This is a genomic window from Chromatiaceae bacterium (assembly GCA_024235395.1).
Taxonomy (GTDB): Bacteria; Pseudomonadota; Gammaproteobacteria; order Chromatiales; family Chromatiaceae; genus Thiosocius.
In genome coordinates this window covers 602322-629167 of sequence record JACKMK010000002.1, presented here as the reverse complement: position 1 = coordinate 629167, position 26846 = coordinate 602322, and the positions used below count along the sequence as shown (strand labels likewise).

At 65.5% G+C, this 26846-nt stretch carries 24 protein-coding genes; 11 read left to right on the top strand and 13 right to left on the bottom strand.

All coding sequences use genetic code 11. From position 1 onward, the window contains the following. Positions 1–31: 31 nt before the first annotated feature. The 3 genes from H6955_10875 to H6955_10865 are packed head-to-tail and all read left to right on the top strand — an operon-like array spanning position 32 to position 3163. Positions 32–1891 (top strand): cyclic nucleotide-binding/CBS domain-containing protein, encoded by a 1860-nt coding sequence (locus tag H6955_10875; protein ID MCP5314056.1) that lies wholly within the window; start codon positions 32–34, stop codon positions 1889–1891. 6 nt (positions 1892–1897) lie between these two features. Beyond that, positions 1898–2590, top strand: coding sequence for a 3'-5' exonuclease (locus tag H6955_10870; protein ID MCP5314055.1), 693 nt, complete (start codon positions 1898–1900; stop codon positions 2588–2590). 12 nt (positions 2591–2602) lie between these two features. After that, positions 2603–3163, top strand: a complete 561-nt coding sequence (locus H6955_10865) for a hypothetical protein (GenBank protein MCP5314054.1) — start codon at positions 2603–2605, stop codon at positions 3161–3163. 5 nt (positions 3164–3168) lie between these two features. On the opposite strand, the gene H6955_10860 is transcribed toward H6955_10865, so the two are convergent. Together H6955_10860 and H6955_10855 are read right to left on the bottom strand one after the other, a co-directional pair. Continuing rightward, positions 3169–3741 (bottom strand): NUDIX hydrolase, encoded by a 573-nt coding sequence (locus H6955_10860; GenBank protein MCP5314053.1) that lies wholly within the window; start codon positions 3739–3741, stop codon positions 3169–3171. A gap of 127 nt (positions 3742–3868) precedes the next feature. Then, positions 3869–5518 carry a CAP domain-containing protein gene (locus tag H6955_10855; GenBank protein ID MCP5314052.1) on the bottom strand — a complete coding sequence of 550 codons (1650 nt, stop codon included), beginning with the start codon at positions 5516–5518 and terminating at the stop codon, positions 3869–3871. Positions 5519–5644: 126 nt separating this feature from the next. Between H6955_10855 and H6955_10850 the strand changes: the two genes are divergently transcribed. The 5 genes from H6955_10850 to H6955_10830 all read left to right on the top strand — a co-directional run bounded on the left by H6955_10850 (position 5645) and on the right by H6955_10830 (position 10443). Further along, the gene (locus tag H6955_10850; protein MCP5314051.1) at positions 5645–7156 is read left to right on the top strand and encodes a Ppx/GppA family phosphatase; all 1512 of its coding nucleotides are present in this window, start codon (positions 5645–5647) and stop codon (positions 7154–7156) included. 156 nt (positions 7157–7312) lie between these two features. Next, entirely contained in the window at positions 7313–8500 is a 1188-nt protein-coding gene (locus H6955_10845; protein ID MCP5314050.1) for a methyltransferase domain-containing protein, read from the top strand. Next, entirely contained in the window at positions 8497–8697 is a 201-nt protein-coding gene (locus tag H6955_10840) for a hypothetical protein (GenBank protein ID MCP5314049.1), read from the top strand. The genes H6955_10845 and H6955_10840 overlap by 4 nt, the downstream gene beginning before the upstream one ends. A 14-nt stretch (positions 8698–8711) precedes the next feature. Beyond that, positions 8712–9620, top strand: a complete 909-nt coding sequence (locus H6955_10835) for a hypothetical protein (protein ID MCP5314048.1) — start codon at positions 8712–8714, stop codon at positions 9618–9620. A gap of 43 nt (positions 9621–9663) precedes the next feature. Then, positions 9664–10443, top strand: a complete 780-nt coding sequence (locus tag H6955_10830; GenBank protein ID MCP5314047.1) for an isoprenylcysteine carboxylmethyltransferase family protein — start codon at positions 9664–9666, stop codon at positions 10441–10443. Between the two features lie 241 nt (positions 10444–10684). On the opposite strand, the gene H6955_10825 is transcribed toward H6955_10830, so the two are convergent. After that, positions 10685–11425 (bottom strand): hypothetical protein, encoded by a 741-nt coding sequence (locus tag H6955_10825; protein ID MCP5314046.1) that lies wholly within the window; start codon positions 11423–11425, stop codon positions 10685–10687. A gap of 341 nt (positions 11426–11766) precedes the next feature. Between H6955_10825 and H6955_10820 the strand changes: the two genes are divergently transcribed. From H6955_10820 to H6955_10810, 3 genes are read left to right on the top strand one after another with little or no spacing between them, the layout of a single operon-like run. Continuing rightward, complete coding sequence (locus H6955_10820) at positions 11767–12849, top strand: ferrochelatase (protein ID MCP5314045.1); 1083 nt, start codon at positions 11767–11769, stop codon at positions 12847–12849. A gap of 10 nt (positions 12850–12859) precedes the next feature. Then, positions 12860–13306, top strand: coding sequence for an isoprenylcysteine carboxylmethyltransferase family protein (locus tag H6955_10815; GenBank protein MCP5314044.1), 447 nt, complete (start codon positions 12860–12862; stop codon positions 13304–13306). A gap of 5 nt (positions 13307–13311) precedes the next feature. Continuing rightward, the gene (locus H6955_10810) at positions 13312–13695 is read left to right on the top strand and encodes a DUF971 domain-containing protein (GenBank protein MCP5314043.1); all 384 of its coding nucleotides are present in this window, start codon (positions 13312–13314) and stop codon (positions 13693–13695) included. Positions 13696–13704: 9 nt separating this feature from the next. Here the strand turns inward: H6955_10810 and H6955_10805 are convergent, their stop codons facing one another. The 10 genes from H6955_10805 to H6955_10760 all read right to left on the bottom strand — a co-directional run bounded on the left by H6955_10805 (position 13705) and on the right by H6955_10760 (position 26744). Then, on the bottom strand, positions 13705–15630 hold the full coding sequence (locus H6955_10805; protein MCP5314042.1) for an EAL domain-containing protein: 1926 nt from the start codon (positions 15628–15630) through the stop codon (positions 13705–13707). Between the two features lie 261 nt (positions 15631–15891). Next, positions 15892–16386, bottom strand: a complete 495-nt coding sequence (locus H6955_10800) for a hypothetical protein (GenBank protein ID MCP5314041.1) — start codon at positions 16384–16386, stop codon at positions 15892–15894. Continuing rightward, positions 16379–17926: a GMC family oxidoreductase gene (locus H6955_10795; protein MCP5314040.1), complete on the bottom strand. Its 1548-nt coding sequence runs from the start codon at positions 17924–17926 to the stop codon at positions 16379–16381. Before H6955_10795 ends, H6955_10800 begins: the two co-directional genes overlap by 8 nt. A gap of 146 nt (positions 17927–18072) precedes the next feature. Continuing rightward, positions 18073–20298, bottom strand: a complete 2226-nt coding sequence (locus tag H6955_10790) for an EAL domain-containing protein (GenBank protein MCP5314039.1) — start codon at positions 20296–20298, stop codon at positions 18073–18075. A 71-nt stretch (positions 20299–20369) separates the two neighbouring features. Next, positions 20370–21761, bottom strand: a complete 1392-nt coding sequence (locus H6955_10785; GenBank protein MCP5314038.1) for an MBL fold metallo-hydrolase — start codon at positions 21759–21761, stop codon at positions 20370–20372. Between the two features lie 2 nt (positions 21762–21763). Further along, positions 21764–22597 (bottom strand): LOG family protein, encoded by an 834-nt coding sequence (locus H6955_10780; protein ID MCP5314037.1) that lies wholly within the window; start codon positions 22595–22597, stop codon positions 21764–21766. A gap of 202 nt (positions 22598–22799) precedes the next feature. Further along, on the bottom strand, positions 22800–23555 hold the full coding sequence (locus tag H6955_10775) for a competence/damage-inducible protein A (GenBank protein MCP5314036.1): 756 nt from the start codon (positions 23553–23555) through the stop codon (positions 22800–22802). Then, positions 23552–24505 (bottom strand): DUF1722 domain-containing protein, encoded by a 954-nt coding sequence (locus H6955_10770; protein MCP5314035.1) that lies wholly within the window; start codon positions 24503–24505, stop codon positions 23552–23554. The genes H6955_10775 and H6955_10770 overlap by 4 nt, the downstream gene beginning before the upstream one ends. A 51-nt stretch (positions 24506–24556) precedes the next feature. Beyond that, positions 24557–25510 carry an MBL fold metallo-hydrolase gene (locus tag H6955_10765; GenBank protein MCP5314034.1) on the bottom strand — a complete coding sequence of 318 codons (954 nt, stop codon included), beginning with the start codon at positions 25508–25510 and terminating at the stop codon, positions 24557–24559. Positions 25511–25523: 13 nt separating this feature from the next. Beyond that, positions 25524–26744, bottom strand: a complete 1221-nt coding sequence (locus tag H6955_10760; protein MCP5314033.1) for an argininosuccinate synthase — start codon at positions 26742–26744, stop codon at positions 25524–25526. Positions 26745–26846 lie beyond the last annotated feature (102 nt).

Genomic DNA, 26846 nt, shown 5'->3' with positions numbered 1-26846 from the left:
CATAAACACCGTCCGACAAGGTGCCCGCACGATGGAAGTTGAACTGATCGAGATCCGACAGTTTCTCGAACGACGCAATCCGTTCAATTACCTGAGCACCGAACTGCTCGACGAACTGCCGAGAGACATCGAGATCCGCTATCTGCGCCGCGGTGGCGAGTTCCCGCCTGACGAGGGCTTCCTGTACGTCGTGCGCAGCGGCGCGATCAAGATCTTCGACACCGACGGTGAGCTGTGCGAGAAGCTCGCCGAGGGCGATACCTACAGCGTGACCTGCCAGCTGGTGAACCTGTCGGAATGCGATCGCGGCGAGGCGGTCGAAGACACCCTGCTGTACATGCTCAGCTGCGAGCGATTGAAGGCGCTGTGCCGCGAGTCGACGGCGTTCAGCGAGCACTTTTCGGCCACCGTCAAGGAGCGCCTCAAGGCCGCGGTCACGACGGTGCAGGAATCCGACGATCCCAGCGTCGCCGCGATGATGGTCGAGGTCGGCAGCCTGGTCCGCAAGAAGCCGATTTCCGTGAACTCCGGCATGACCATCCGCGAGACCGCGGCGCTGATGAGCAACAAGGATGTTTCGTCGGTGATGGTGATGCGCGACGAGCAGCTGATCGGCCTGGTCACCGATCGCGACCTGCGCAAGCGGTGCGTTGCGATCGGCCTGAACGGCAGTGAGCCGATCGACCAGATCATGACGCCCGATCCCAAGACCATCGATGCCAGCACCCTGACCGTGCAGGCATTGATGACCATGACGCGCATGCACTTCCACCACCTGCCGGTAACCCGAAACGGCGCGCTGATCGGCATGATCACCGCGACCGACCTGGCCAATCACCAGAGTGCGAACTCCGCCTACCTCGCGGCCGACGTGCGCAAGGCCAAGACGGTCGAAGACCTGATCGAGGTCAGCAAACGCCTGCCGAACCTGCATCTGCACCTGGCCAACGCGAGCGTGACGGCGCGCCACATCGGCGAGGCGGTGTCTTGCCTGACCGACTCGATCACCGCGCGCCTGCTGGAGATGGCCGAGGACAAGCTCGGTCCTCCGCCGACGGCCTACCTGTGGATGGCCGGTGGTTCGCAGGCCCGCCACGAGCAGAGCTCGCACTCCGACCAGGACAATGCGCTGCTGCTGTCCGACGACTTCGTCGCCGAACAGCACGACGGCTATTTCAGCGCGCTCGCACAGTTCGTCAGCGACGGGCTGGACGCCTGTGGCTTCATGTATTGCCCGGGCAACGCCATGGCCACCAATCCACAGTGGCGCCAGCCGCTGAAGGTCTGGCAGGGCTATTTCACGCGCTGGATCGAGAGTCCGGACCCGATGTCGATGATGCTGTCGAGCATCTTCTTCGACCTGCGCCCGGTGACCGGGACCTTCGAGCTGTTCCCGCCGCTGCAGACCATGATTCTGAAGAAGTCGCAGGAGAACCGCATCTTCCTCGCCTATATGATGGCCAACGCGATGCAGCACCGGCCGCCACTGGGGTTCTTCCGCCAGTTCGTGCTGGAACGCGGCGGCGAACACGACGACACACTCGACCTGAAACACCGCGGCATCGTGCCGATCACCGACATCGCGCGCCTGCTCGCACTGTCGCTCGGCAAGGAACCGGTGAATACCGTCGAGCGGCTGCGCGCCTGCGCGGGCAGCGCGGCCATCTCGACCGAGATGGCCGAGAACCTGGAGGACGCGTTGGAGTTCATCGCCTCGCTGCGCATCCAGCACCAGGCACAGCAGATCCGGTTGGGCAAGGCCCCGGACAACTACGTACCGCCGAGCGAGCTGTCCGAGCTGGAACGCGAGCACCTCAAACATGCGTTCAAGGTGATCCAGAGCATGCAGGAAACCATGGTCAAGCGCTTCGGCGCGGACAAGCTCGGATAGGCCGCGATGCTGACCCGTTTCCTCGGCAAGGACTACCGGCGCAGGCAGGCGTTGGCCAAGGCGGCACCGGGCCCGCTGGCCGATTACCTCGCGACGCCGTTTCCGGACAGGCACAGCGACTGCCGTGAGATCGAGATCGTCGCGATCGACCTCGAGACCACCGGGCTCGATCCGCGCAAGGACGTCATCCTGAGCATCGGCCTGGTCAACATCGAGGGCTTCCGCGTCAAGCTCTCAACCGCCTGGCACAGCATCGTGCGCATCGACCGCGATATCCCCGGCGAATCCGCGGTGATCCACCAGATCACCGATGATCAATCGGCGGCCGGTGCGCCGATCGAGGAACTGATGCCCGAACTGCTGCGGCGGCTCGCCGGACGCCCGATGCTGGTTCACTATTCGCCGATCGAGCAGAACTTCATCGATGCGGTGTGCCGCCGGCTGTACGGTGCGCCGTTCGTGATCCCGATCATCGACACGCTGGAGATCGGTCAGCGGGTGTTCGAGCGGCGCAACCACACGATCCAGCCCGGCGACCTTCGCCTGTTCAACCTGCGGCCGCGCTACAATCTGCCGCAGTACAAGGCGCACAACGCATTGAGCGACGCGCTCGCGACCGCCGAGTTGTTCCTCGCGATGGCCGACAACCTGTATCCCGGACGGCCATGCCGGCTCGGCGATTTCCTCAGCAAACGATAGCGGCGGACCTCGATGGCGGAAAAGACACCGAACATCCACAAGACGATCCTTATCCTGATCCTGGTGTTCGTGCCGCCCTACTGGCTGATCTTCACCGATGAGGGCGCACGCATCTCCGACCGCGCGCTGCTGTGGCTGGTCGGCGAAGACGAGATCAAACTCAACCTCAGAGTGCTGAGCCCGGCATACAGCCGTGCGGACATCGAGAAGGTATTCGGCGATATCGACTGGAAGTGCGGCGCCAAGAACTCACCATTCGGCGACGCACTGTGCGTGGCCAAGGTCGGTGCGTTCAACGGCTATCCCGCACGTGCCCTGACCCTGTACTTCCTGGCGGACAAGCTCAGCGCGATGCAGCTGGTCTACCGCGGCCCCTATCACGAGCAACTCCTCGGCCACCTGATCGACCAACTCGGCCAGCCGACGAATGTCGCGGCCGCGGTCAGCGAGGGACCGGACGCCGCCGATGTGCTCGAATGGGGACTCGAGCACGGCAAGATCGTCTTGAAGAAGAAGCTCCAGCAGGGCGATGAACCCTCGCTGCTCTGGGTCGCCGGCGCGCCCGCGGCCTGAACCCGTCAGGCGACCACGCGCACGCTGTAGCGGCCCGGCACCCCGTCCTCGCGCACGATATCGAGCATGCGCACGCGAAAAGTGCCCTGGGCGCGGTCCGCGAAATACAGTTTGAGGGCCTCGCTGACGGTCGGAAACGCCATCTCTGCCCAGGGTATCTCGTGTTCGCCGAGGAGCTCGACGTCCAGGCTCTCGGCACCGGGAGAGAATTCCAGGTCCAGCAGCCGTGCGCGAAACAGCATATAGACCTGGCTGATGTGCGGCAGGTTGACCGTGACGAACAGATCGTCGACGGCGACCCGCGCGTTCGCCTCTTCGAGGGTCTCGCGCATCGCCGCCTCGTAGGTGGTCTCGCCGTTCTCCATGAAACCGGCCGGCACCGTCCACAGCCCGAGTCGCGGCTCGATCGCACGCCGGCACATCAGGACCTTGTCCCCCCAGTGCGCGATGCACCCGGCGACCACCTTGGGATTGTGATAGTGCACGGTGCCGCAGTGGTCACAGATGTGCCGCGGGCGGTTGTCGCCCTGCGGAACCCCCACACGCACCAGATTCCCACATACACTGCAGAACTTCATCGCTTGTCCATTCGCCCCAGGGGCGTTTGCAACAAGGCGGCACCGAGGTACCGGATCTTGACTGACGGCTGATTGTGCATACTTGGCCCGCACCTCCCAACCGCCGATGATAGCAGCCGGGGTTGCACTATCCGGCGCAGCCCGACGGGACCAGTTGTACCCGGCGCCCGTCATCGAAATGCAACTCGATCACGTCGCACAGGCGTGCCTCGACACGCAGGCGCAGGGTGTTGGGATCGACCGCCTTCAGCGTCACCCGGTTGCCACGGCGGTGCTGGATCCGACTGCTCGACACGCCCGTGGACGCCTGGTCGCGCGGGGGCAGGTAAAGCAAGTAATCGACCCCGGTGCGCACCACGAAACGCTGCGACGCGGCGGCCGCGGTCAGCAGCGTATCCCGGGACCCGCGGGTCGTGAACCGCCATGCCCAGCGGCGCTGGACCCCGTCGAGCAGGGCTTCCACCTCGACCTGGTAACGCGTCCCCCAGGCCAGCCGCTGCAACGGGAACAACGCGAACTCGTGGCGACCGAGCAGCTGGTTGGGGTCGGTCTCGTGGTCTAGCAGGCGCACCTCGAGCGGTGCGTCGTCGGCAGCCGGATCGTCCCGGGATATCCGCCAAGCGCGCAGCTCGACATCATCGACCAGCGCCGGGTTGAACTGCAGCGTCACCGGGTATCCGGCCACTGTGAGGTCGGGTAGCGGATCGGGCTGTTCGATGAAGAATGCCGGTGGTATGTCGGTCGCTCCGTCGGGTGGCCATAGCACGACCTCGGGCAGATCCGCACGGCGTTGCCGATCGAGGACGTCGAGATACTCGACGCGCACCGCGGTGTCGTCGGCGCAGGGCACGCGGTAACGTCCCGAGTCGCGGAATCGCGCGTGTTCAGGGAGTGCGGCGCACAGCGCCTCGAACCATTCGGCGCCGACCTGGACCGAAGGCTCGCAGATCTCGAAGTAACTGCCGCTCCCCCGCGCGACCGCGTCGGCCGGGCGACGTTCACACAGCGCATTGAACCAGCGCGCATCGATCCTGGTACCGTTGTCACACGGCTCGTAGTAACGGCCATGACCGCGAAACCGCGCGCCCGGCGGCGGCTGCGCACAGATCCCGGCCATGTACGAGGCATCCAGCCGCACGCCGTTGGCGCACGCGACCGGGTGCGAAGGCCGGAACATCGCCTCCGCCGGAAGATCGGCGCACAACGCCTCGTAGAAGTCACGTGTCATCGGCTGCCCGAGGCAGTCGAGCGGTGTGCGCGACAGCGCCTCCGGCGGTGGTGCCACGCACAGCGTCGCCAGGTCGGTACGCCCCAGTACGAACACCCGCGAACCTTTGCCGACCGCGACGCCGAGCTGGTCGGCCTCCAGGTCCAGAAACGTCAGACGGTGGTACAGGGCACTCATGAGCCCGTCGATCGCACTGTGTGCATCGGTGTACCCCATGCTGACGTTCTCCAGCACGTCGCGGTGTCGATAGCCGGCAGCGACCGCGCGGTCGGCCGGCAGGGCGCCGCTGAAACCCTCGTCCGCCGGCAGTTCGGTATGTGCCGAAGGACCGATGCCGCTCTGCCCGGGCTCACGGTGGCGATCGAGGTAGGCCGCGTGGCGCGCCGCCGCGGTGGCCAGCCCGGCATCCTCGGCCAGCGCCGGCAGACCGGCCTGCGCGCGCAGGCGGTTGACCCACTCGAACTCGGTCGCCGCCGCTACCGCACCGCAGCCGAGCGACAGCAAGGTCAGGCCGCAGCAGATGGATCCGAACAGGCGTGATTTCGGCATGCAGGGGTCGCCGCTGGGGGTTGCTTGGGGATGCGCCGCGACGTCCTTGGACGGCATATTGCTGTTCGCCTCGTCACCCGGCGCAGGTTAGCATTGGCGCTCCCGCATTGCCTCCCGGTCGAGGGTATGGACGTAGTAGACAGCAACCCGCCGACACCCGAGACCGTGGCGGCGGTCGATCTGGGTTCCAACAGTTTCCACATGATCGTCGGCAAGCTCGACAACCGCCAGCTCGTGATCGTCGACCGCTTGCGCGACGCGGTGCGGCTCGGTGGCGGCCTGCTGCCGGACAAGACGCTCAGCGGCGATGCCTGGGAGCGCGCGGTCGAAAGCCTGTCGAAGATGGGCCAGCGGCTGCGCGCACTGCCACACCACGCGGTGCGCGCGGTCGGCACCAACACGATGCGCCAGATCCGCGACGGCGGCGCCTTTCTGCGTGCCGCCGAGGACGCCCTCGGACACCCGATTGAGATCATCGGTGGGCGCGAGGAGGCCCGCCTGGTCTATCTCGGTGTCGCACACGGGCTGGCGGTTGGCGACGACGCCAGGCTGGTGGTCGATATCGGCGGTGGCAGCACCGAACTGATCCTCGGTCGGGGACTCGAGGCGGACGAACGCGAGAGCCTGTTCATGGGCTGCGTCAGCATGACCGGACGGTTCTTCGCCGACGGCAAGATCACCGAAGAGGCGATGAACAAGGCGGTGATCGCCGGCCGCGTCGAACTGCGTCCGGTGCGTCGCATGTTCGAGGCCGATCGCTGGCAGTCCGCGGTCGGCAGTTCAGGCACGATCAAGTCGATCGAACGGGTCGCGATCGCCAACGGCTGGAGCAGCGAGGGCATCACCCGGTCGGCGCTGAAAAAGCTGCGCCGCGCACTGGTCGGCGCAGGCCACATCGACGCCGTCAAGCTCGAGGGCCTGACCGACGATCGTCGCCCGGTGTTCGCCGGCGGCGTCGCGGTGCTGAGCGCGGTCTTCAAGTCGCTCGGCATCGAGCAGATGCAGGTCTCCGACCTGGCCTTGCGCGAAGGTCTGCTGTACGAACTCGTCGGTCACATCCAGCACATGGACATCCGCGATTCGACCATCCAGGCGGTGATGCAGCGTTTCGGCGTCGACAGGTTGCAGGCCAGTCGCGTCGAGACCACCGCCCGCATGTTGTTGCGCCAGGTCCAGGACAGCTGGGCGTTGACCGACCCGGAGCACACGCTGATGCTGAACTGGGCGAGCCGCCTGCACGAGATCGGTCTGGTCGTGTCGCACAACAGTTTTCACAAGCACGGTGCCTACCTGCTTGCGAATGCCGACTTGCCCGGTTTCTCACGGCCGCAACAGGCGGTGCTCGCGGCACTGGTAAGGGTCCACCGACGCCGTTTCCTGGAGACTGAATTCGCGCGACTGCCACCGCAGACCGTGGAACCGACCAAGCGCCTCGCGGTGCTGTTGCGCCTGTCGGCACTGTTGCACCGTGGTCGCGGCGCGGCGCACAAACCGCCGATGAAGCTGGTCGTCGCCGAGCGCGATATCCGGGTGGAGTTTCCGGACGAGTGGTTGTCGGAACACCCACTCACCGACGCCGAGATCGCGCGCGAGGCGGAATATCTCGCCGCAGCCGGATTCACCCTGAAATATGCCTAGGGAATTATCCCGGGCAACGCGGCACACTGCGGCGTTGAGTCAAGGGGACGACCGGGGGAAGCGATGAACGATATCAACGAGGCACTGGTCGGTTTCGACCTCGGCGATGACGACGGGGCTGAGATACAGCCTCTCGAGCGCACCGACGGTCATGCGATGTGTGCGATGGCGTTCAGTCTCGCCTGGCAGAGCCGGCATGCACGGCACACCGACCAGCTGGTGGCACGCAAACTCAACCTGTGGCGCGATATCCTGCCCTACGAGCTGGAACCGGACCTGATGGATCGGCCGGTCGACCATGTCGCGCACCACGCATTCGCCCCGGGGGAACTGATCGTCCCCTACCAGTCCGACCTGTGCTTCAACCTCCGGCAACGCGCGTTCCACCGCAACCTGCGCAAGCACATGTACGTCGAACCGCGTACCGGCCGCTTCTATCCACGCGCGTTCATCGGCGGATCGCGTGGCATCTTTCCCGAGGAGGTGCTGCCGTTCCGGGTCTGTTCGACCAGCGACGACATGTTGTGCTGCGATCTGAACAATCCGCTGGCCGACAAGGCGCTGGATCTGAGTGTGCGGATCCTCGACATCTGGGCAGCGCGCGACGAGCACGGCGGCAGCTGCAACGACGTCGCCGAGATGGTGACCCACAACGGGCCCGGCATGCAGGCGCGCTGGCGCGGTCAGCCGACCGATTTCTGGCAGGACATCCCGTTCGCGCGCGTCGCCGGCGAACCGGACACGGCGTTCTACGCGATGCCGCGCATGGTCTCGCACGTCGACCGCAGCGCCTCGGCGCAGATCGCCAAGCTGTACCGCCGGCTGCTGCCGCCGGGCGGCCGGGTGCTCGACCTGATGGCGAGCTGGGAGTCGCATCTGCCTGCGGAACACGGCCTCGGCGACCTGGTCGGGCTCGGCATGAACGCCGAGGAGCTGTCGGCGAATCCGCTGTTTGCCGAACACCGGGTCCACGACCTGAACCTGCGCCCGCAACTGCCCTATGCCGACGCCGAGTTCGATGCGGTGATCTGCAGTCTGTCGGTCGAGTACCTGACCAAGCCGTTCGAGGTGTTCGCCGAGGTGGCGCGGGTATTGCGCCCGGGCGGGCGCTTCATCGTGACCTTCTCCAACCGCTGGTTCCCGCCGAAGGTCATCCGGGCCTGGGAGGGCATGCACGAATTCGAGCGCCCCGGCCTGGTGCTGGAGTACTTCCTGCGCGACGACCTGTTCGACGGCCTCGAGACCTGGTCGATCCGCGGCCTGCCACGCCCGGGCGACGACAAGTACGCCGATCGCGTGACCGACAGCGATCCCGTCTACGCGGTCTGGGGCAGCCGTCGGTGATCCCGGCGGGCATCGACAGCATCGCATGGATGCAGCAACTGGCCGGTCGCCTCGACCGGCTGGTCACGCGCGCGGAGCTGACGCAGGCGCTGGATGATGTCGAGTACCTGATCGACGCGCTCGACCCCGAGTTGCAGGGTCCCGCCTACCAACTCGCCGAGGACCTGCGCCGCCGGCTCGATCGGGCCGACGGGTGAGGCCCGCCCCGGGCGTGACCCGGCACTTCGCGGTGCGCCGGGTCAACCCGTTCGAGGGCGTGCTGCAGGTCGTCGAGACGCACGACGCGCGCGCCTACAGCCCGGACGGCGAGGTCTGGCAGGTACAGGTACTCGCCGAGCGCCCGGACCACACCTGGCGCAGCTTCAGCCAGGTCGCACCGATCACGCAGTTCTTCAACTTTGGCCTGTGGGACGCCGGGGATGGCCTGCAGCGCATCCCGGCGAATCCGGTCATGGACATCGGCGCGATGTCCGCCGCCGCGGCCGGGCTGTGCGATGTACTGCACGGCCTCCGGGGACACCTGCCCTTCCCACTGATCGATGACTGCGAATGCTGGGCCACGGATCACCGGGGCACCCCGGTCGCCCTGCTCGCCACGACCGAAAACCCGGACCTGATCCCGGAACTGCGCATCGGCCGCTGGCAGGCGAGCCGCCTCGCCGACCACAGCTTCGTGTCGCCGAGCCTGCTGGCCCGCGGCGTACCGGCCCGGGGTGAGCTGGGACCGCGCCAGCACGCCGAACACCTCGAGCGCCAGGTACGCCGGTTGGGACAGCACAAGGCCTGGTTCCGCCGCCGACGGGGTGTCGGTGGCGAGCGCCTGGACGGACCCGCGGCGGCCGACCCGCTGCCGGAGTCGGCCTTTCCGCCGCTCGGACTCAGCGTCGACTGGCAGGACCCGCAGGCACGCGCCCTCGCAGAGGACTACCTCGCCTGGTCGGCACCCCGGTTGCTGCTGTTGCAGCATATCGACGACGTCCAGCGCGCCTGGCTGGAGGAACGCGCGTGTCGCCACGCGACCGAACTGGCCACCGTCCACCGGCTGATCCCGCGGGTGCTCGACAAGGCGCGGATCGAGGCCGCGAGGGTCGAGGCGCAGTTGCGAAAGTCGGGCCGCTGAGGTCACATAGGCGCCCGAAACCCAACCGAGGAGCCACGATCCGATGACAGCGCAGAAAGACTGGCGCGTCGATATCTTTCCGCTGATCTTCTTCGCGATCGTGGTCGCGGCGAAGACCTACTACCTGATCGGCTATATCGCCGGCAACGAACAGCTCTGGGAACTGCTGCAGGACGATGGCCGGCGCGCGAGCCTCGGCAACGGCGCGGCCTATTTCCTCACCGGGCAGTTTTCGTACATCGGTTACTACATCGTGTCGACGGCATTCGATGCACTGGTGTTCTACAGTCTGGTCGTGCGCGGCGCCGCGAAGGACCGCCCCAAGGGATTCTGGGAAAACGTGTTTCCGTTGATCACGGTGTTCGTGCCAGTGTTCGGCTTTGCGGCGATGTTCATGCCGCAGGTGCGCGCCGTGTTACCCGGCTATCCGGAACCCTTCCTGCGCTGGTTGGCGGAGCTTACCCCGGCGTTTCCGTTCTACATGAACCTCGCCGGCCTGTTGATCGGCCTGTTCGGCGCAGCGTTCAGCATCTGGGCGATCGCCCACCTGCGGGCCTCGTTCGGCCTGCGCACCGCGGTACGCGAGTTGATCACCACCGGCCCCTACAGCCGCATCCGCCACCCGCTGTACTTCGGCGAGATGATCCATATCTTCGGTGTCGCGATCCTCGCCGCCACGCCTGCCGCTATGTACCTGTACCTGGTCGCGGTGATCCTGCAGGTGATCCGCGCCAAGATCGAGGAACGCAAGTTCCTCGCAACGGTGCCGGCCTACGCCGACTTTCGGCGGCGCACCGGTTTTCTCTGGCCACGGCTGTTTTGACCGACGCCAGGCCATCGTTTCGCACCCGAGCCACAGGCTGACACCGAGTCGGCAGGGACCCGGCGCACGGTTCGAAGTGCTGGCGTGGCGGCTGTCGCCGTCGGTTCCGACGCGCAGCCTGCCGGTGCGCCTGACCACAGCGGCCGACAACCACGATCTACCGATGCCACGGGGATCTGCAGATGTGGCGCAGATCCCCGTCCCGTCTGCGGTCGCCTGAGCCGGCGACCGCGAAGTGCCCTCAGCGTGCTTTCTGCATCTCGACCATTTCGCGCAGCAGGGCCTCGATGTTCGCCAGCCGCTGTTCCATGGTCTGCATGTGCTCCTTGCGCATCTGCATCATCTGCTGCTTGCCGCGGCCGGCCCCCATGCCTCCTCCGCATTTCCCTCCGCCGCACTTGCCGCCGCCGCATTTGCCACCCATCGCGGCGTGCATCTTGCGGCACGGCCCCATACCGAACGGCGGCTCCGCGGGTGCCGCGGCCTGGGGCGCCGGCGGCGCGTCATCGGCTGCGGCTTCGGCTTCGGCTGCCACCGGTTCTTCCACCTGTGCCTGCTGCATCATCTGGCGATGCTGCTGGCGCATCTCCTGGATCTGCTGACGCATCTCGGGATCCATCATCGCCCCGCGCGGCCCCATCATCGGCATGCCTCCGCCGCCAGGTGACATCATCTGCATGCGCTGCTGGCGCATCTCCATCATCTGCTGCTGCATCTCGGGATCCATCATCGCCCCGCGCGGTCCCATCATCGGCATCTGCCCCGATGCCCGCATACGCTCCATCTGCTGGCGCCGCATCTCCTGCATCTGCTCCATCTTCTGTACCATCGCCGGCGGCATTGCCGGCGCCGGCCCGGGCGCGCCCGCAGCGGCCGGTTCGGCGGCGGCCGGTTCCGCAGCGGCCGGATCGGTTCCGGCATGGACGCCCAGCGACAACACCGCCGCGATCACGGCGGTGGCAAACAGCTCGATTGACTTCATGATGTTCTCCATCGATAGATGCAAATTTTCCGGCCGCGCCAGGCGCACCGCAGTTGTCCGCACGCCCGACATCGGAAGCCTAGCCCAAGCTGCGCCGGTTGCGGGAGCGGCTTTGCATTGTCAGGTCGTCGGCGTGGCCGTGTGGCCTGTCAGTCCACCGGTTTTACCGCGCGCAGGGGACCGAGTGGCAGACGCGCCGCTTGTGCAGCCCGCTCGCTGGTAAACTGCGCCGAGCGCAGATCCCGTGCAAATTGTGACGCAGAACTGCCCGGCATCGACCCTAGACTGTCGATCGTCGGACAATCGACGGGGAAAACTCCGCAACAACGGATGACAGGACATTGACCGAACCGAATCTGCAGACCTTCCGTCATGACACAGCGGCCCGCACCGGCGTGCTGCTGGTCAACCTCGGCACCCCGGACGCACCCGAACGCGGTGCGGTCCGGCGCTATCTCAAGGAATTCCTGTGGGACCCGCGGGTCGTCGAGGCCTCGCGGCCGCTTTGGTGGCTGGTGCTCAACGGCATCATCCTCAATACCCGGCCGGCGCGCTCGGCCGCGGCGTACCGCAAGGTGTGGACCGCCGAGGGCTCGCCGCTGTTGACGATATCGTACCGGCAACGCGATGCCCTCGGGGCCCTGCTCGCGGAACGCCTCGGCACCGCGGTGCCGGTCGCGTTGGGCATGCGCTACGGCAGACCGTCGATCCGCAGCGCGCTCGAGGAGCTGCGTGATCAGCAGGTCCGGCGGGTGCTGGTGCTGCCTTTGTATCCGCAGTACTCGGCGACCACCACCGCGTCGATCTTCGACGCCGTGACCGACGAGCTGCGGCGTTGGCGCTGGATCCCGGAACTGCGTTTCGTCAACCACTATCACGACGACCCGGGATACATCGCCGCCCTCGCCGCAAGCGTGCGTCGGCATCGCGCGCTCGCCGGCGATGCGGATCGGCTGCTGATGTCCTTCCACGGCATCCCCGAGGAGTATTTCCATAAGGGAGATCCGTATTTTTGCGAATGCCAGAAGAGCGCACGCCTGCTGGCCGAGTCGCTGGGACTCGACCAGCAAGCCTGGATGCTCAGCTTCCAATCGCGCCTCGGCCCAAAACAGTGGCTGCAGCCGTATACCGACCATACCCTGGAGCGCATGGCACACGACGGCGTCAAGTCGGTACAGGTCATCTGTCCGGGTTTCTCGGCCGACTGCCTCGAGACACTGGAAGAGGTGGCGATGGAAAACAAGGAACTGTTCCTGCACGCCGGCGGCGAGCGCTACGAATACATCCCCTGCCTGAACGACGACGCCGAACACATGGCGGTACTGGCCGACATCGTCGAACGCCACACACAGGGCTGGAAGCTGCGCGATGACGTGGAGGACGGGACGGTGCAACGTGCGATGGCGCTCGGCGCTCCCCATTGACGGCCGGCGCATGCGTAGCAAATCGACAATCAGTCACCTGCTGGTCGCATTGCAGTTCGGCGCGATCGTGATCGTCGCATGGCCGTTCGTCGCGCAGCTGGCAGGTCGCGGACAATGGCTGTCGCTCAGCGCACTCGGCCTGATCGTCGGCCTGTATACTCTCGCGCACAACAAACTCGGCAACTTCGGCATCTATCCCGAGCCGATCCCGGATGCCTGCCTGGTGACGACCGGACCTTATCGGTGGATCCGCCACCCCATGTACACCAGCCTGTTGCTGTTCATGCTCGGCATCGCACTCTACCGCCACGCGTGGCCGAACTATGTCGGTTTCGCACTGCTGGTGGTCGCGATATTCGGCAAGATGCATCGGGAAGAGGCCCATCTGCACCTGAAGTTCGAAGACTACTCGGCGTATGTCAAACGCACTCACCGTCTGATACCGGGCATCTACTGAGCAACATGAGCGATACGCCCAAACCGACCGATATCGTGCTGCACCGTCAATCGCACTCGCTCGAGATCGCGTTCGACGACGGGGCCCGATTCGATCTTCCTTGCGAGTTGTTGCGCGTGTACTCGCCTTCGGCCGAGGTGCGCGGTCATTGGGGACAGCATGCCAAGCTGCAGCTCGACAAGCAGGACGTGAACATCACCGAGATGCGCCCGGTCGGCGCCTATGCGCTCAAGATCGTGTTCGACGACGGCCACGATTCCGGTTTATACGACTGGGCCTATCTGTACGACCTCGGACGCAAACAGGACCTGTACTGGAACCAGTACCTGCAACGCCTCGCCGAGGCAGGACATGTGCGCAGGCCGCCGAACAGGGAGCCGACTGAGTAGGCACTGCAGTCAGGCATGCGGCCAATCGTTGGGCGAACCGATCACCCGTTCGAGCTCGTCGACCGGCAGGCCGGGGGCGAACAGGAAACCCTGCATCTGGTCGCAGCCGCGCTCCCTGAGCCAGTCCATCTGTACGTTGTTTTCCACCCCTTCGGCGATCAGGCCCAGGCCGAGCTGTTTGCCGATCATCAAGGTGGCCTCCACCAGGGTGCAGTCGTAGGCGTCTTCCGGGATGTCGCGGACGAACGAACGATCGATCTTCAGTCGGTCGATCGGCAGCGACTTGAGATACGCGAGCGACGAGAACCCGGTCCCGAAATCGTCCAGCGATATGATGAAACCCTGGCTGCGCAAGCGGGCCAGGACATGCCCGACCGAGTCCATGTCGGCGATCAACATGCTTTCGGTGATCTCCAGCCCGAGTCGTGCCGGTGACCAGTCGTATTTTCCGCACAGGGCACCGAGCTGATCGGTGAACCCGGCGTCGGCGAGTTGGTGGGGCGAGATGTTGACGTGCACGCGGATCTCGCCCAGTCCGCGGTCGCGCCAGCGCCGCGCATCGGCCAGCGCCTGCTCCAGGACCTGGTAACCGATCGGCACGATCAGCCCCGTCTGTTCGGCGGTACCGATGAACTCGCCGGGGTACAACAGGCCGCGTTCGGGATGCCGCCAGCGTACCAGGGCCTCGACGTCGCGGAGGCGGCCATCCACCAGCGGCACCTGCGGCTGGTAATGGACCTCGAACTGGGCATGGTCGATCCCGCGTCGCAGCGACTCGCGCAACTCCAGCTGCTTGGCCACCTCGGCGGACATGGCCCGGTCATACAGCCGGTACTGATTGGGTCCGGCGGCCTTGGCTTGGTACATCGCGGTGTCCGCGTTCTTGATCAAGGTACTGGCGCTGCGCCCGTCACCGGGGAACACCGCGACGCCACAGCTCCAGGTCACATAGGTCTCCTGGTGTCCGATGCGGTAGTACCGGCCCACGCAGGCGAACAGTTGGCCGACGATCGCCGCGACCGTTGCCGCGTCGCCGCAGCTCTCCAACAGCACGATGAACTCGTCGCCGCCGAGTCGTGCGACCGTGTCGGAGCCGCGGATGCTGCCGCTCAGGCAGTGAGCGACCTGTTTCAACAGCAGGTCGCCGGCCGCGTGGCCGAAGTTGTCGTTGATCGATTTGAAGCCGTCGACGTCGATGAACACCACCGCGAGGTGGGTGCCCTCGCGCTCGGCCTGGGCGATCGCGCGATGCAGGATATCCTCGAGCATCGCCCGGTTGGGCAGACCGGTGAGTACATCGTGGCTGGCCTGATACTCGGCCTCTTCCTTCTTGTGCGCCAGCAGCTGGTTGGCATCGGCCAGCCGGTTGATCATCGCGAGGAACAGGCGTGGCATCAGCACCAGGCCGAGCATCAACCCGATCGCAACTCCGGGGTGCGCGACCAGGACACCGTTCAGCAGCGTCGCGATGCCGAACGATGTAATACCGACCAGCGTCGCCAGACGCAGATAACGTGGCCCGAAGCGCAGTCCGTTACCGATCACGATCCACAGAAACACCGGGTAAAAACCGAGTCCGCCCAGGCCGAATGCATACGTGACGTATCCCGTGAACGCCAGGTCCAGCACGATCACCATGTAGCGCCGCCAATGCGGAGCGAACGGAGTGGTCGAGATCCAACGGTAATGCACGATGCTGAACAAGGCGTAGGCCGGACCGAGGGTCAGCTCGGCAGTCGACAGTCCGTCGTGCGGATCGAACGCGGCATGCAGCATCGCGAACAGCGAGATCAGCGATACGATCACGATGCGCGCGAGGGCCTGCCCCTGCTCGTGCGAGATCTGCTTGTCCGCTTGGAAAAAGATGTGCTCGACGAGCGACTTGCTAGCCGCCTCACGCACGACGTGACTGTCGAGATCGTCGAATTCGGTCATTGCTTACCGCCTGGGGTCTGGCACGACACACCGACATCCCCTCGGTCGGCAGATGTGCGTCATCTGATCACGACATCGGCCGTAAAAACAGCAGCTTGAATTCAGTGCGAGCCACCTGCACCTGGCAAAAGCGGCAAAAATGCGGTCGATCCATGCGCCGGGCAGGCGCTACACAAAGGCGCCGGATCCAGGCCATGACGGGACCGGCACAGCCCCCTGGCTGTCACCGAAGCAGGGCACCCGCGATACCGCCCGTCGCGGTCAGTCGGGTGCCGCCAGTGCCGCGACCGCGTAAACGCGGGCCTCGGTGCGACCCAGCATCCACCGCTGTACGACGACGACCTCGCCGCGCCGGAACTCGGCGCTCACGACGCTGCGCAGGGCCTCGCCGAGCGCCACGGTCGATGCGCCCGGCGGTACCGTGCCGACGGCCCGCGCGATCTCGGCGAGCAAACGGTCGGGATCCCGTTCGTCCGGGTGCTCACGCAGATAGGCGGCCCCGAAGCGGGCGGCCGCATCGCGGTCGAACAGGAACGCAAGCAACGGTTGCCGGGCGATCGAGCGCCCACTGCCCGCGCTGCGCAGGCCGCCGCACCCGGCCAGACCGGCAGCGGCCATCAGGCCGACCAGACCACGCAACAGTGTACGCCGGGTGCTGTCGCAGGCGTCGACGACGCTGTGTTTCGGGGCCGGCAGCGCCGTATCGGCGGGACGCGCCGTTGCCGGCACGTCGCTGAATCGATCACGATCAATCACTGTCTGCTCCCATCCGTTCGCGCAGATGATCCGCCAGACGCAGCGCCAGGGCCACCAGGGTCAGGGTCGGATTGGCTGCGCCGGAAGTCGGGAACACCGAACTGCCGGCCACGTGCAGGTTGGCAACGCCGTGCACCCGGCAGTTGCGGTCGACGACCCCCTTGCGTGGGTCGTCGTGCATGCGCGTGGTACCCATATGGTGACTGCCGCCCGCCACCAACGCGGGCCAGTTGGCCTCGTCTTCGATGTCCAGCCGCAATCGGCCGAATCCGAGGGCACCGAATTCCATCGCAAAGGAGCGCATGTGTTCGAACACGCTGCGCCGGTCCTGCTCGGTCAGGCGCCAGTCGAGCCGGATCCTGGGAAGCCCCAACACGTCGCGTTCGCTCGAGAGGCTGACGCGGCTGTCGGGATTCGGCACCTGTTCGCAGGCACAGCCCAGCCCCAGCCAATGCCCGAGAAGATCCGGTTGCCGGGGGTCGGGCGGGCCCTCGCCGCTGCCCAGGAACGGCCTGGCGGCGCGCAGCATGTCGATGTGTTGCGGTGCCGCAGGCAGATTCGACGACTCACCGACGCGGTACACGCCCGCATCGCCGGCCGAGAATGTCGCGTTCAACAGGCGCCGCTCGCGCAGAAAACGGTCCGAGGGATTGAACGCCGCTGTCGCGTGCCTTCCGTCGACCTTCACCCGACCATAGAAGGTCGTCGGCAGTTTCTGCAGCGCAGCCACCACGATCTCGCCAAACGCCGGCAAGTGGGGATGCTCCATGAAGTAACGGCCGACCAGACCGTGCTGATTGCCGAGACCCGCGGGGATCGAGCGGTTCGAAAGCAACAAGGTGCGCGCATTCTCCAGGCCACCGGTGGCGAGTACGTATTGCCGTGCATGGACACTGTGCGACAACCCGTTCAGCGTTCGGATGGCCAGGTGGGTCACCGCCCGCCCGCCTTCGGTCGATGCGATGTCCGTGACGTTGGCGTTCAGAAGCACGTCGATGTTCCCGGCCTGCTTGAGCTCGTCGCCATAACGACGACCGAATGCGGTCGGCGGGCTGAACTGCACATAGCGCAGCTGCATCCGTCCGGTGACCGGCAGCGGCTGCGATTCGCCGGTCCGCTCGGCCCAGTATCCAGGGTCGTCGAAGCGGGCGGGCGCGACCTCGACAATCTGCGTCGCCGTCGGATAGTACGGTTGCAGTTCGTCGATCGCGAACGGCCAGCCGCTGTGCGGCACCCAGTCGCGCGCCTCGAAGTCGATCGGGTCCAGCGGCCGGCAATATCCACCCCAGTGATTCGAGCTACCGCCGAAGTAGCGCAGGCGGTTGCCGGTCAACGAGTACTCGATGCCGACGCTCTCGCCCGCGTAGAGCGCCTGCGTGGCCTGGTCGAACTGCAGACCGCCAGCCTCGATCAGGCAGACCCGGTACCGCGTTCCGGCAAAGGCGCGCGCCAGCGTGATACCGGCCGGGCCCCCGCCAATGATCGCGAGGTCGACATCCAGACGATGCCGGTCGGGCAGGCTGCGGGCGTCTATATACATCGGAACAGCGCACACTGAGTGACGGTGACAGGGGATCGATGCCGCTGGCGCACGGTGCCGCGACATCCCACATACGATAACCCGGCGGGTGTGCGGCGGACCAGCCCGGGCGAACGAAAATGTCGCGCAGTTCCGATGTGGGACGGCTAGGTCGGGAGGCGGTCCAAGAGATCGGCGAGTGGCATCGGCCGACCGAGCAGGTAGCCCTGCAGGTGCGAACAGTGGCGCGCCTGCAGGAACGCCAACTGACCCTGTGTCTCGACGCCCTCGGCAACGGTGTCCAGATCGAGTTCGCGCGCGACCGCCATGATCGCCGTGATCAGCGCACGATCGGCGTTATCGGTCTCCAGATCGCTGACGAAGGCGCGATCCAGCTTGAGGGTGGTCACGGGCAGGCGCTTCAGGTAGCTGAGACTCGAAAAACCGGTGCCGAAATCATCGATCGCCAGGCGCAGGCCCGCCTCGCGCAGTGCCTCGAGCTCCGGCACGCCCTCGGCCATGATGCTCTCGGTGACTTCGAGTTCCAGCGCGTGGCACGGCACGTCCGCCTTGTGCAGACGATCGAGCAGATGCCGAATGAACGTCGGGTCGCGGAACTGCCTGACCGACACGTTGACCGCCATACCGAAATCCGGCACCCGCTCGCGGATACGGTGCAGATCACGCAGCGCGGAATCGATCACGAACCAGCCGATCGCGTCGATCAGGCCGCTGTCCTCGGCGACCGGGATGAACTCCGCCGGCGAGACGTCGCCGAGTTGACCGCTGTGCCATCGCAGCAGCGCCTCGGCGCCGTCCCACTGCAGTGTCCGGCCGTTGGCCTTTGGCTGGTAGACCACCGACAACTCGTCGTGTACCAGCGCATCGCGCAGGGCGCTCTCGACCTCGGTGCGCCGCGCAGCGGCCTGACTGTGCTGGGGTTGAAAGAAGCAGACATTGTCGCGCCCTCCGTCTTTGGCGCGGTACAAAGCGGTATCGGCATTCTGCAGCAGGATCTCTGCGCGTTCCCCGTCATCCGGGAAGACCGCAACGCCGATGCTGACGGTACTGAACAGATCACGCCCCTGGACCCGCAGTGGGCGACGAAAGTCTTCGAGCAACCGATACGCCAGGGTGCGCACCGCGGTCGCGTCGCTCAGATCGGGTAGCACCACCAGGAATTCGTCGCCCCCCAAGCGGCCCACCGTGTCGGCATCGCGCAGATTGCTCAACAGGCGATCGGCACAGACACGCAGCATCAGGTCACCGGTCTTGTGGCCGAAACCGTCGTTGACCCGTTTGAACTGATCGAGATCCAGATACATGATCGCGACACGCCGCTTGTTGCGCCGGGCACGCGCGATGTCGTGCATTACGCGGTCCTCGAGCAGCATGCGGTTCGGCAGACCGGTCAGCGCGTCGTGGGATGCCTGGTAGATCAGGTTGCCCTCGAACTCGCGTTGTTTCTGCTGCAGGTACTGGAACAGCAGCCAGCCCATCGCGAGGGCGATCAGATAGAGCAGCGCTGGCATCGTCATGTCGCGAAGATAGGTATCGACGAGTGTCTGACGTTCGTAGCGGGTCACCACCGTCAATGGATAACGACCAAGCCGTTCGGTGCGCACCAGGGCCGTTTCATCTTCGGATCCCATGAGTGGCGCACCGTCATGCGCGGTGAGTGGCGCGGCGTACACCGCTTCGCGTTGATCCGGCGAAGTCGGCAGCACCAGCTGCGGATAGCCGTCATCGCGCAACAATGCGAGCTGCATCCCCGGCTTCACCTCTATCGCCTGCCAGAGCGCTTCCTTCGAGTCGATATTGATGCCGGCGGCCATCACGAGAACGACCTCGCCGGCCGCGTTGCGCATCGCCAGGCGCACCGGGATCAACCATTTCTGCAGCAGCGGGAAGAAATAGGTGCGACCGATAACCATCTGATCGCTCTGCAGGGCACTGAGGAATCCTTCGCGCGACTCGGCCCGGTCGAGCAGGCTTGGCAGGTTACGCCCCGCCGGAACACCGGACACCAGTACCAGCTGCCCGTCCGGGCGCACCAGGCCGAACCCGGCCATCGCGGTGTTGATCTCCAGCATCTGGTCGATCAGGTGGCGACTGCGTTCGGGGTACAACAGCGCGTCTACCTCCTCGAGCCGCCGGCCGAGGACGCGCAGCACGGATTCCTCGTGCGCCAGTACCGCTTCGCTGGATTGCCGCAGCAGGCGGTTGGCGTGCTCCAGTTCATTGCCGAACACCCGCTGCGTGGCATACCAGGCGTTGAATGCGAACAGGACGAAAGCGACCGTGAGCAGGCCAACGGTCCCTGCGTAGATGCGCCCGACCTGCGATTCGCCGCCCACGCTGCGACCGAAGGTCTCCATGACGCCAGGCTGCATGATCATAGGCTGCCCAGATCGATTGATCGTTCAAGTTTCCGATAGCGGCCATCCATGCGCGTGCCTTAGGCCTACAGGACGATTGACTCGTGCAGACGCGGCATGATGACGCGCGGATCGTCGAGCAGCGCGGCAAACGCCTGCATCGCCTCTTCGTCGCCGTGCACCAGGACCGTCCGCTTGTCCGTGCCGCTCGCCTTCCACCAGGCCAGCAGCTCCGCCTGGTCGGCATGTGCGGAGAAACCGCCGATCGTGTGGATGCGGGCGCGCACCGGGATCTCCTCGCGAAAGATCCGGACGCTCGTTGCGCCGTCGATGATCCGTCTCGCCAGGGTCCCGTGCGCCGCGAAACCGACGAAAATGACGCTGCAGTCCGTGCGCCAGAGATTGTGCTTGAGATGATGGACGACCCTGCCGCCGGTACACATGCCGGAACCCGCGAGAATCACCGCACCGCCGCCGATCCGGTTGAGTGCCATGGAGGCGGCCGTCTCGCGCGTGAAGTGCAGCCCCGGCAGCGCGAACGGGTCCCCGCCATTGCCGAACAGCTCGCGGATCTCCGGCTCATAGCAGTCCGGATGGCGACGAAATATCTCGGTCGCCGAGATCGCCATCGGCGAATCCAGGAAGACCTGCATCGACGCCGGCAGCTGCCCCTGCTCCACGCCCTCGCGCAGGCAATACAGCAGTTCCTGGGCGCGCTCCAGTGCGAAGGTCGGGATGATGACGTTGCCGCCGCGTTTGAAGCTGTCCTGAATCGCGGCGTACAGCTCGGCGATCGAGGGTTGCAGACGCTTGTGCATGCGATCGCCGTAAGTGGTCTCCATCACGACCACGTCGGCGTGCGGCGGGGTGGCCGGATCGCGCAGCAGCGGCCGTCCGTTCGCCCCGAGATCGCCGGAAAACAGCACCCGCCGGCGCTCGCCCTGTTCCTCGAGTTCGAGCAGGATGCTGGCCGAACCCAGTATATGGCCGGCGTCGATGAAGGTCGCCCGGATCCCCGGCGCGATCTGCAGCGGCTGGTCGTATAGCGCGGTGCGGCCAAACTGTTCCATGCTGTTGAGGGCATCGAGCACCGTGTACAGCGGCTGTGGTTCGGGCTCCCGGGTATGCCGCCGCTTGGCCTTCTTTGCCTGCCAGGCAGCCTCTTCCTCCTGCAGATCGGCGGCGTCCAGCATGACCAGTCGTGCGAGCTCGCGGCTGGCGGCGGTGGTGATGATCTCGCCGCGGAAACCGCGGGCCACGAGCAGCGGAATGCGCCCGCAGTGATCGAGGTGGGCATGTGTGAGCAGCAGGTAGTCGATGTCGCCGGGCTCGAAACCGAAATCGCCGCGATTCTCTTCCTCGATCGCGCGCCCGCCCTGATAGAGGCCACAATCGATCAGCAATTTGACGCCGGCACATTCGACCAGGTGACAGGACCCGGTCACACCGTGTGCGGCACCGTGCAGCGACAATCGCATGCTCATTCCACCCTACCCCCGAGCAACGGCTGCCCGGCGTTGATATGCCACTGCAGGATGCCTTCCCAGGCTTCCTGCGCTGTTTCCGCGAACCAGAACAGGTCACGGTCCTCGGCATCGATGACGCCCTCATCGACGAGGAAATCGACGTCGAACGCGCGTTCCCAGAAGGCCCTGCCGATCAACACGACCGGCAGCGGCTCAATCTTGCGTGTCTGGATCAACGTCAACGCCTCGAACAGCTCGTCGAGCGTGCCGTAGCCGCCGGGGCATGCGACCAGCGCGGTGGCACGCAGCAGGAAGTGCAGCTTGCGCAGTGCGAAGTAGTGAAAGCTGAAACACAGATCCGGCGTCACGTAGGGGTTCGGGTGCTGCTCGTGCGGCAGCGAGATATTCAGTCCGACCGAATGCGCTCCGACGTCGAACGCGCCGCGATTGGCGGCCTCCATGATGCCCGGACCCCCGCCGGTCATGACCGCGAGGCGATCCCTGCCTATGCCATGCTGCGCCCGACCCACCAGACTGCCCAGCTCGCGCGCGACTTCGTAGTAGCGGCTCTTGTCGTGGATCCGCTCGGCTACCGCCAGCTGACGGGCCAGTCCGACGTCGTCGGGCCGCGTCGCAGATGACCGCCGCAGCCGCTCGACCCGCTCGCGGGCGACCTGCGGATCGGGGATTCGTGTGCTGCCGAACACGATGATCGTCCGCTCGATGCGGTAGTTGCGCAGGATGGATTCGGCCTTGCTGTAGTCGGCCTGCAGACGCATGCCGCGCATACCGGCATGCTGCAGGAAGTCCGGATCCTGGTCGGCCTGCCGATAACTGGCACTCGCCATGATCTGGCGGACACGTTCGGCCGCGTCCGGGTCGTCGACCGGGATCGCCGGGTGCTGCCACGGAAGCGGTTCCTGGCGCTCACCCGGAGGGGACTTCTGCTTGTCGTGACCGGATTCCACCTTGGCCTGCTTCGTCCATTGCCGGATACATCGAGTCTAGCGGTTTTGCCCTGTGCAATGCACTTGGCGGGATGCCGTTGGATCAATCCTGCACAGGGTCGAACGTGACGCCACGCGCCTCGAGCGCCGCGACCAGGGCAGCGAACGGGGCCTCGAGGTCGCCGCGCCCGCGGAAACCGAGTTCGATCTGGAACTCCGGCCCGAGCCGCGGCAGGCTGAAAAGGCGCGCATCGGGAAACTGCACGACCAGCTGTTGCATCAGGTCCATCAGGCTGCTCTCGGTGACCCCGCGGACCCGTACCGCGCGTTGCCGTTCAGCGATGCCGCCCTCCCGGTAGTGGGTGTCCAGGACCCAGCCCGCCATCGGATGCGCCATGTCCGGGAATCCCGGGAGGAAGTAGTGCCGGTTGATGCTGAAACCGGGGATACGGTTGTAGGGGTTCGGAATCAGCTCACAGCCATTCGGCAGCTCCGCCATGTGGATCCGGTTGGGGTAGGCATCGGCACCGAAACGGGCCTCGATCTCGGCGACCGCGCCGGGGTGGAGCGTCAACGGCACAGCCGCGGCGCGTGCCGCGCAGGCGCGCGTGTGATCGTCCGGCGTGGCGCCTATCCCACCACAGCAAAACACCGGATTGGGCGCGGCCATGGTGCGCGTGAATTCGCTGGCCAGGTACTCGGGATCGTCGGGCAGGATGCGCAACCAGGCTACGCCGAATCCGCGCTCGCGCAGCATGCCGCCCAGCGCATCGAAGTGCCGGTCACGTCGCCGACCGCTGAGGATCTCGTCTCCGATCACGATGATGCCGAAGCTGTCGGTCTGTACCGGTGCGTTCATATCGCGTTGCGCAGCCCGAGCGCCTCCGGGTAGGGATCGAGATACCACTGCCGATCGATGTAGTGATCCGGATTTCGGCGGAAGTAGTGGCGCAGCAGTTTCATCGGCACCACCAGGGGCACCTCTTCGTTGCGATAGGCGTCGATGCTCTCGGCGAGCTCGCGCTTGTCATCCGCATCGATGCGTTCCTTCAGATAACCCTGGATATGCTGCAACGCGTTGACATGGCGTTTGCGCCCGACGCGACGTTTGAGCGCGCTCATGAATTCCGCCTCGTAGGCATCGGCGACCTGTCCCAGGTCGACACCCTTGAGATGCGACAGGAGTTTTCCGAGGCGCTGATAGGCAGCCTGCGAGTGCGCCATCACCATGTATTTGTGGCGCGCGTGAAACTCGATCAATGCCTTTGCGGTGAGCGGTGCCTGGCGCAGACTCTGCCAGCGGCGGTAGGCGAACACCCGGTTGACGAAGTTCTCGCGCAATACCGGATCGTTGAGCCGCCCCTCCTCTTCGCACGGCAGGTGCGGGAGGCTTGCCATCAGCACGCGCGCATAGGCACCGACCCCTTTCTTCTCGGCCTGGCCGTGTGGGCCATACAGCTTGACGCGCTCCATGCCGCAGCTGGGCGACTTGCTCATGAACACGTAACCGCTTATCGCGCGCAACCGGCTGGCCGTCGCCAGTGCGAAATCCTCCAGGGCCTCGGTGACGTCGATGCTCGGGTCCGCGATACCCACGACGCGTACGGCATCGACGCTGCCGACCAGGCGGATCGGCGGACGCGGCGCGCCCAGGCCGATGGCCATCTCCGGACACACCGGCTCGTAGTCGACATACCTGCCCAGCCGCTCGACCAGCCAGCGGTCGCGCTTGGCGGTCCCGTCGTAACGCACCTTCTGGCCGAGCAGGCAACTGCTGATGCCGATCAATGGACGTTCAGCGTAGCGCACAAGCGGTGACCCGTGTCGTCTCTACCGGGGCGGGTTGTCCGGCCCCCGACTTCAAAATGCGGCCCGCTCGGCTTCCAGGTAGGCGCCGCTGATATGCCGTCCGAGTTCGATATCGAATCCCGCCCATTGCTGCCAGGGTTCGAGCCTGGGCAACAGCAACGGACGGATCTCGAAATCGGCGAGGCCGTCATCGAATCCCTGTTGGACGGTGCCATACAGCGTATCCAGGTAGTCACGGTAACGCTCCGCGACCTCGGCGCCGCCACTCGGGCCATGCCCGGGGACGAAGACCGTGGCACCGGTGGCCAGGGCCTGCCCGAGGGCCTCGATGTTGCCGGTGAAACTGCCGCCCTCGAGGCGCAGGATGCGTTGGTGACCGGCGTTGTCGCCGAGAAAAACCACGCCTTTCTCCTGCACGTACAGCATGATGTCGGTATCGGTGTGCGCCTTGTCGTTGTGCATCACCCGGTAGGTCTGACCCCCGATCGCCAGTTCATCGCCATCGTTCACCGGGTGATCGGGACCGACCACCTCGGTACCCGCGATCGCCTGTTCGGTCATGCGCAACAACATCTGCACCCACTCCGCTCCGGCCCCGGCTCGCACCTTGGGCGCGACCCGTTCGTGACCATAGATCGGGACCGCCGGGTACTTGGCACGGATGGCCTGGTTGCCCAGCCAGTGGTCTCCGTGGATATGGGTGTTGAACACGGCCAGCACCGGCCGGTCGGTAACCTGCTCGATCCGCGCGAGCACCATCTCGCCGACCTGCACGCTGCTGCCCGGATCGATCACCACGACACCATCATCGGTGACCAGGAATGCCGGGTTGTTCATGAAACCCTGATTGGACGGTGACGGCAGTTCGGTCGGGCCGTGAATCACGTATACCCCCGGCGCGACCTGCTCGGGGACCCATTCGCCACGGATCGGTGCCGCTCTGGTCAAGGCCAGGGCCACCCCGGCGAACGACAGCAGCGCAATCAGCCAGAGTCGCTTGTGCATGATACGGACTCCGTCAGGACCTGCGCCGCGCACCGACACGCAGACGCAAGGCATTCAGCTTGATGAAACCCTCGGCGTCCTTTTGATTGTAGGCGCCGGCGTCATCCTCGAAGGTCGCGATCGACTCGTCGAACAGGCTGTGGCTCGGCGACTTGCGTCCGGCGACGATCACGTTGCCCTTGTACAGCTTGACGCGCACGCTGCCGTTGACCACCCGCTGGGTCTGATCGATCAATGCCTGCAGCGCCTCACGCTCCGGGCTCCACCAATAACCGTTGTAGATCATGCTGGCGTATTTCGGCATCAGTTCGTCTTTGAGGTGCGCGGCCTCACGGTCGAGCGTCAGCGACTCCATCGCGCGATGTGCCTTGAGCATGATGGTGCCGGCGGGCGTCTCGTAGCAGCCGCGCGACTTCATGCCGACATAGCGGTTCTCCACGATGTCGTCACGGCCGATGCCGTTCGCACCGCCGACCTTGTTCAGGTACTCCATCACCGAGGCGGGGCTCATGGCCTCGCCATTGACCGCGACGATATCGCCCTTTTCGTAGGTCAACTCGACGTAGGTGGGCTCGTCGGGCGCCTTCTCGGGCGACACGCTCCAGCGCCACATGTCTTCTTCGGGTTCGGCCCAGGGGTCTTCGAGGACGCCGCCCTCGTAGGAGATGTGCAGCAGGTTGGCGTCCATCGAGTACGGCGACTTCTTGCCCTTTTTTGCAAAATCCACCGCGATGCCGTGCTCCTCGGCATATTTCATCAGCTTTTCGCGCGACAGCAGGTCCCACTCACGCCAGGGCGCTATCACCTTGACGTCCGGCTTCAGCGCATAGGCACCGAGTTCGAAGCGCACCTGGTCGTTGCCCTTGCCGGTCGCGCCGTGTGAGATCGCGTCGGCACCCGTCTCATTGCAGATCTCGATCAGGCGCTTGGCGATCAACGGGCGCGCGATCGAGGTACCCAGCAGATACTCGCCCTCGTAGATGGCATTGGCCCGGAACATCGGGAACACGAAGTCGCGCGCGAATTCCTCGCGCAGGTCGTCGATGTAGATCTCTTTGATCCCGGCCGCCTGTGCCTTGGCGCGCGCCGGCTCGACCTCCTCACCCTGGCCAATATCGGCGGTGAAGGTGACCACCTCGCAGTCATAGACATCCTTCAGCCACTTGAGAATGATCGAGGTGTCGAGTCCGCCGGAATAGGCCAACACCACCTTTTTTATTGCCGATTGCGCCATCTGTCGCTCCAGGGAAACGGTGAAACCGGGGAGTATAAACTGTCGCCCCGACCGACGGGGGAGACGAAAATGCCATTAAAGTTATCGTCCGTGCCACCGACT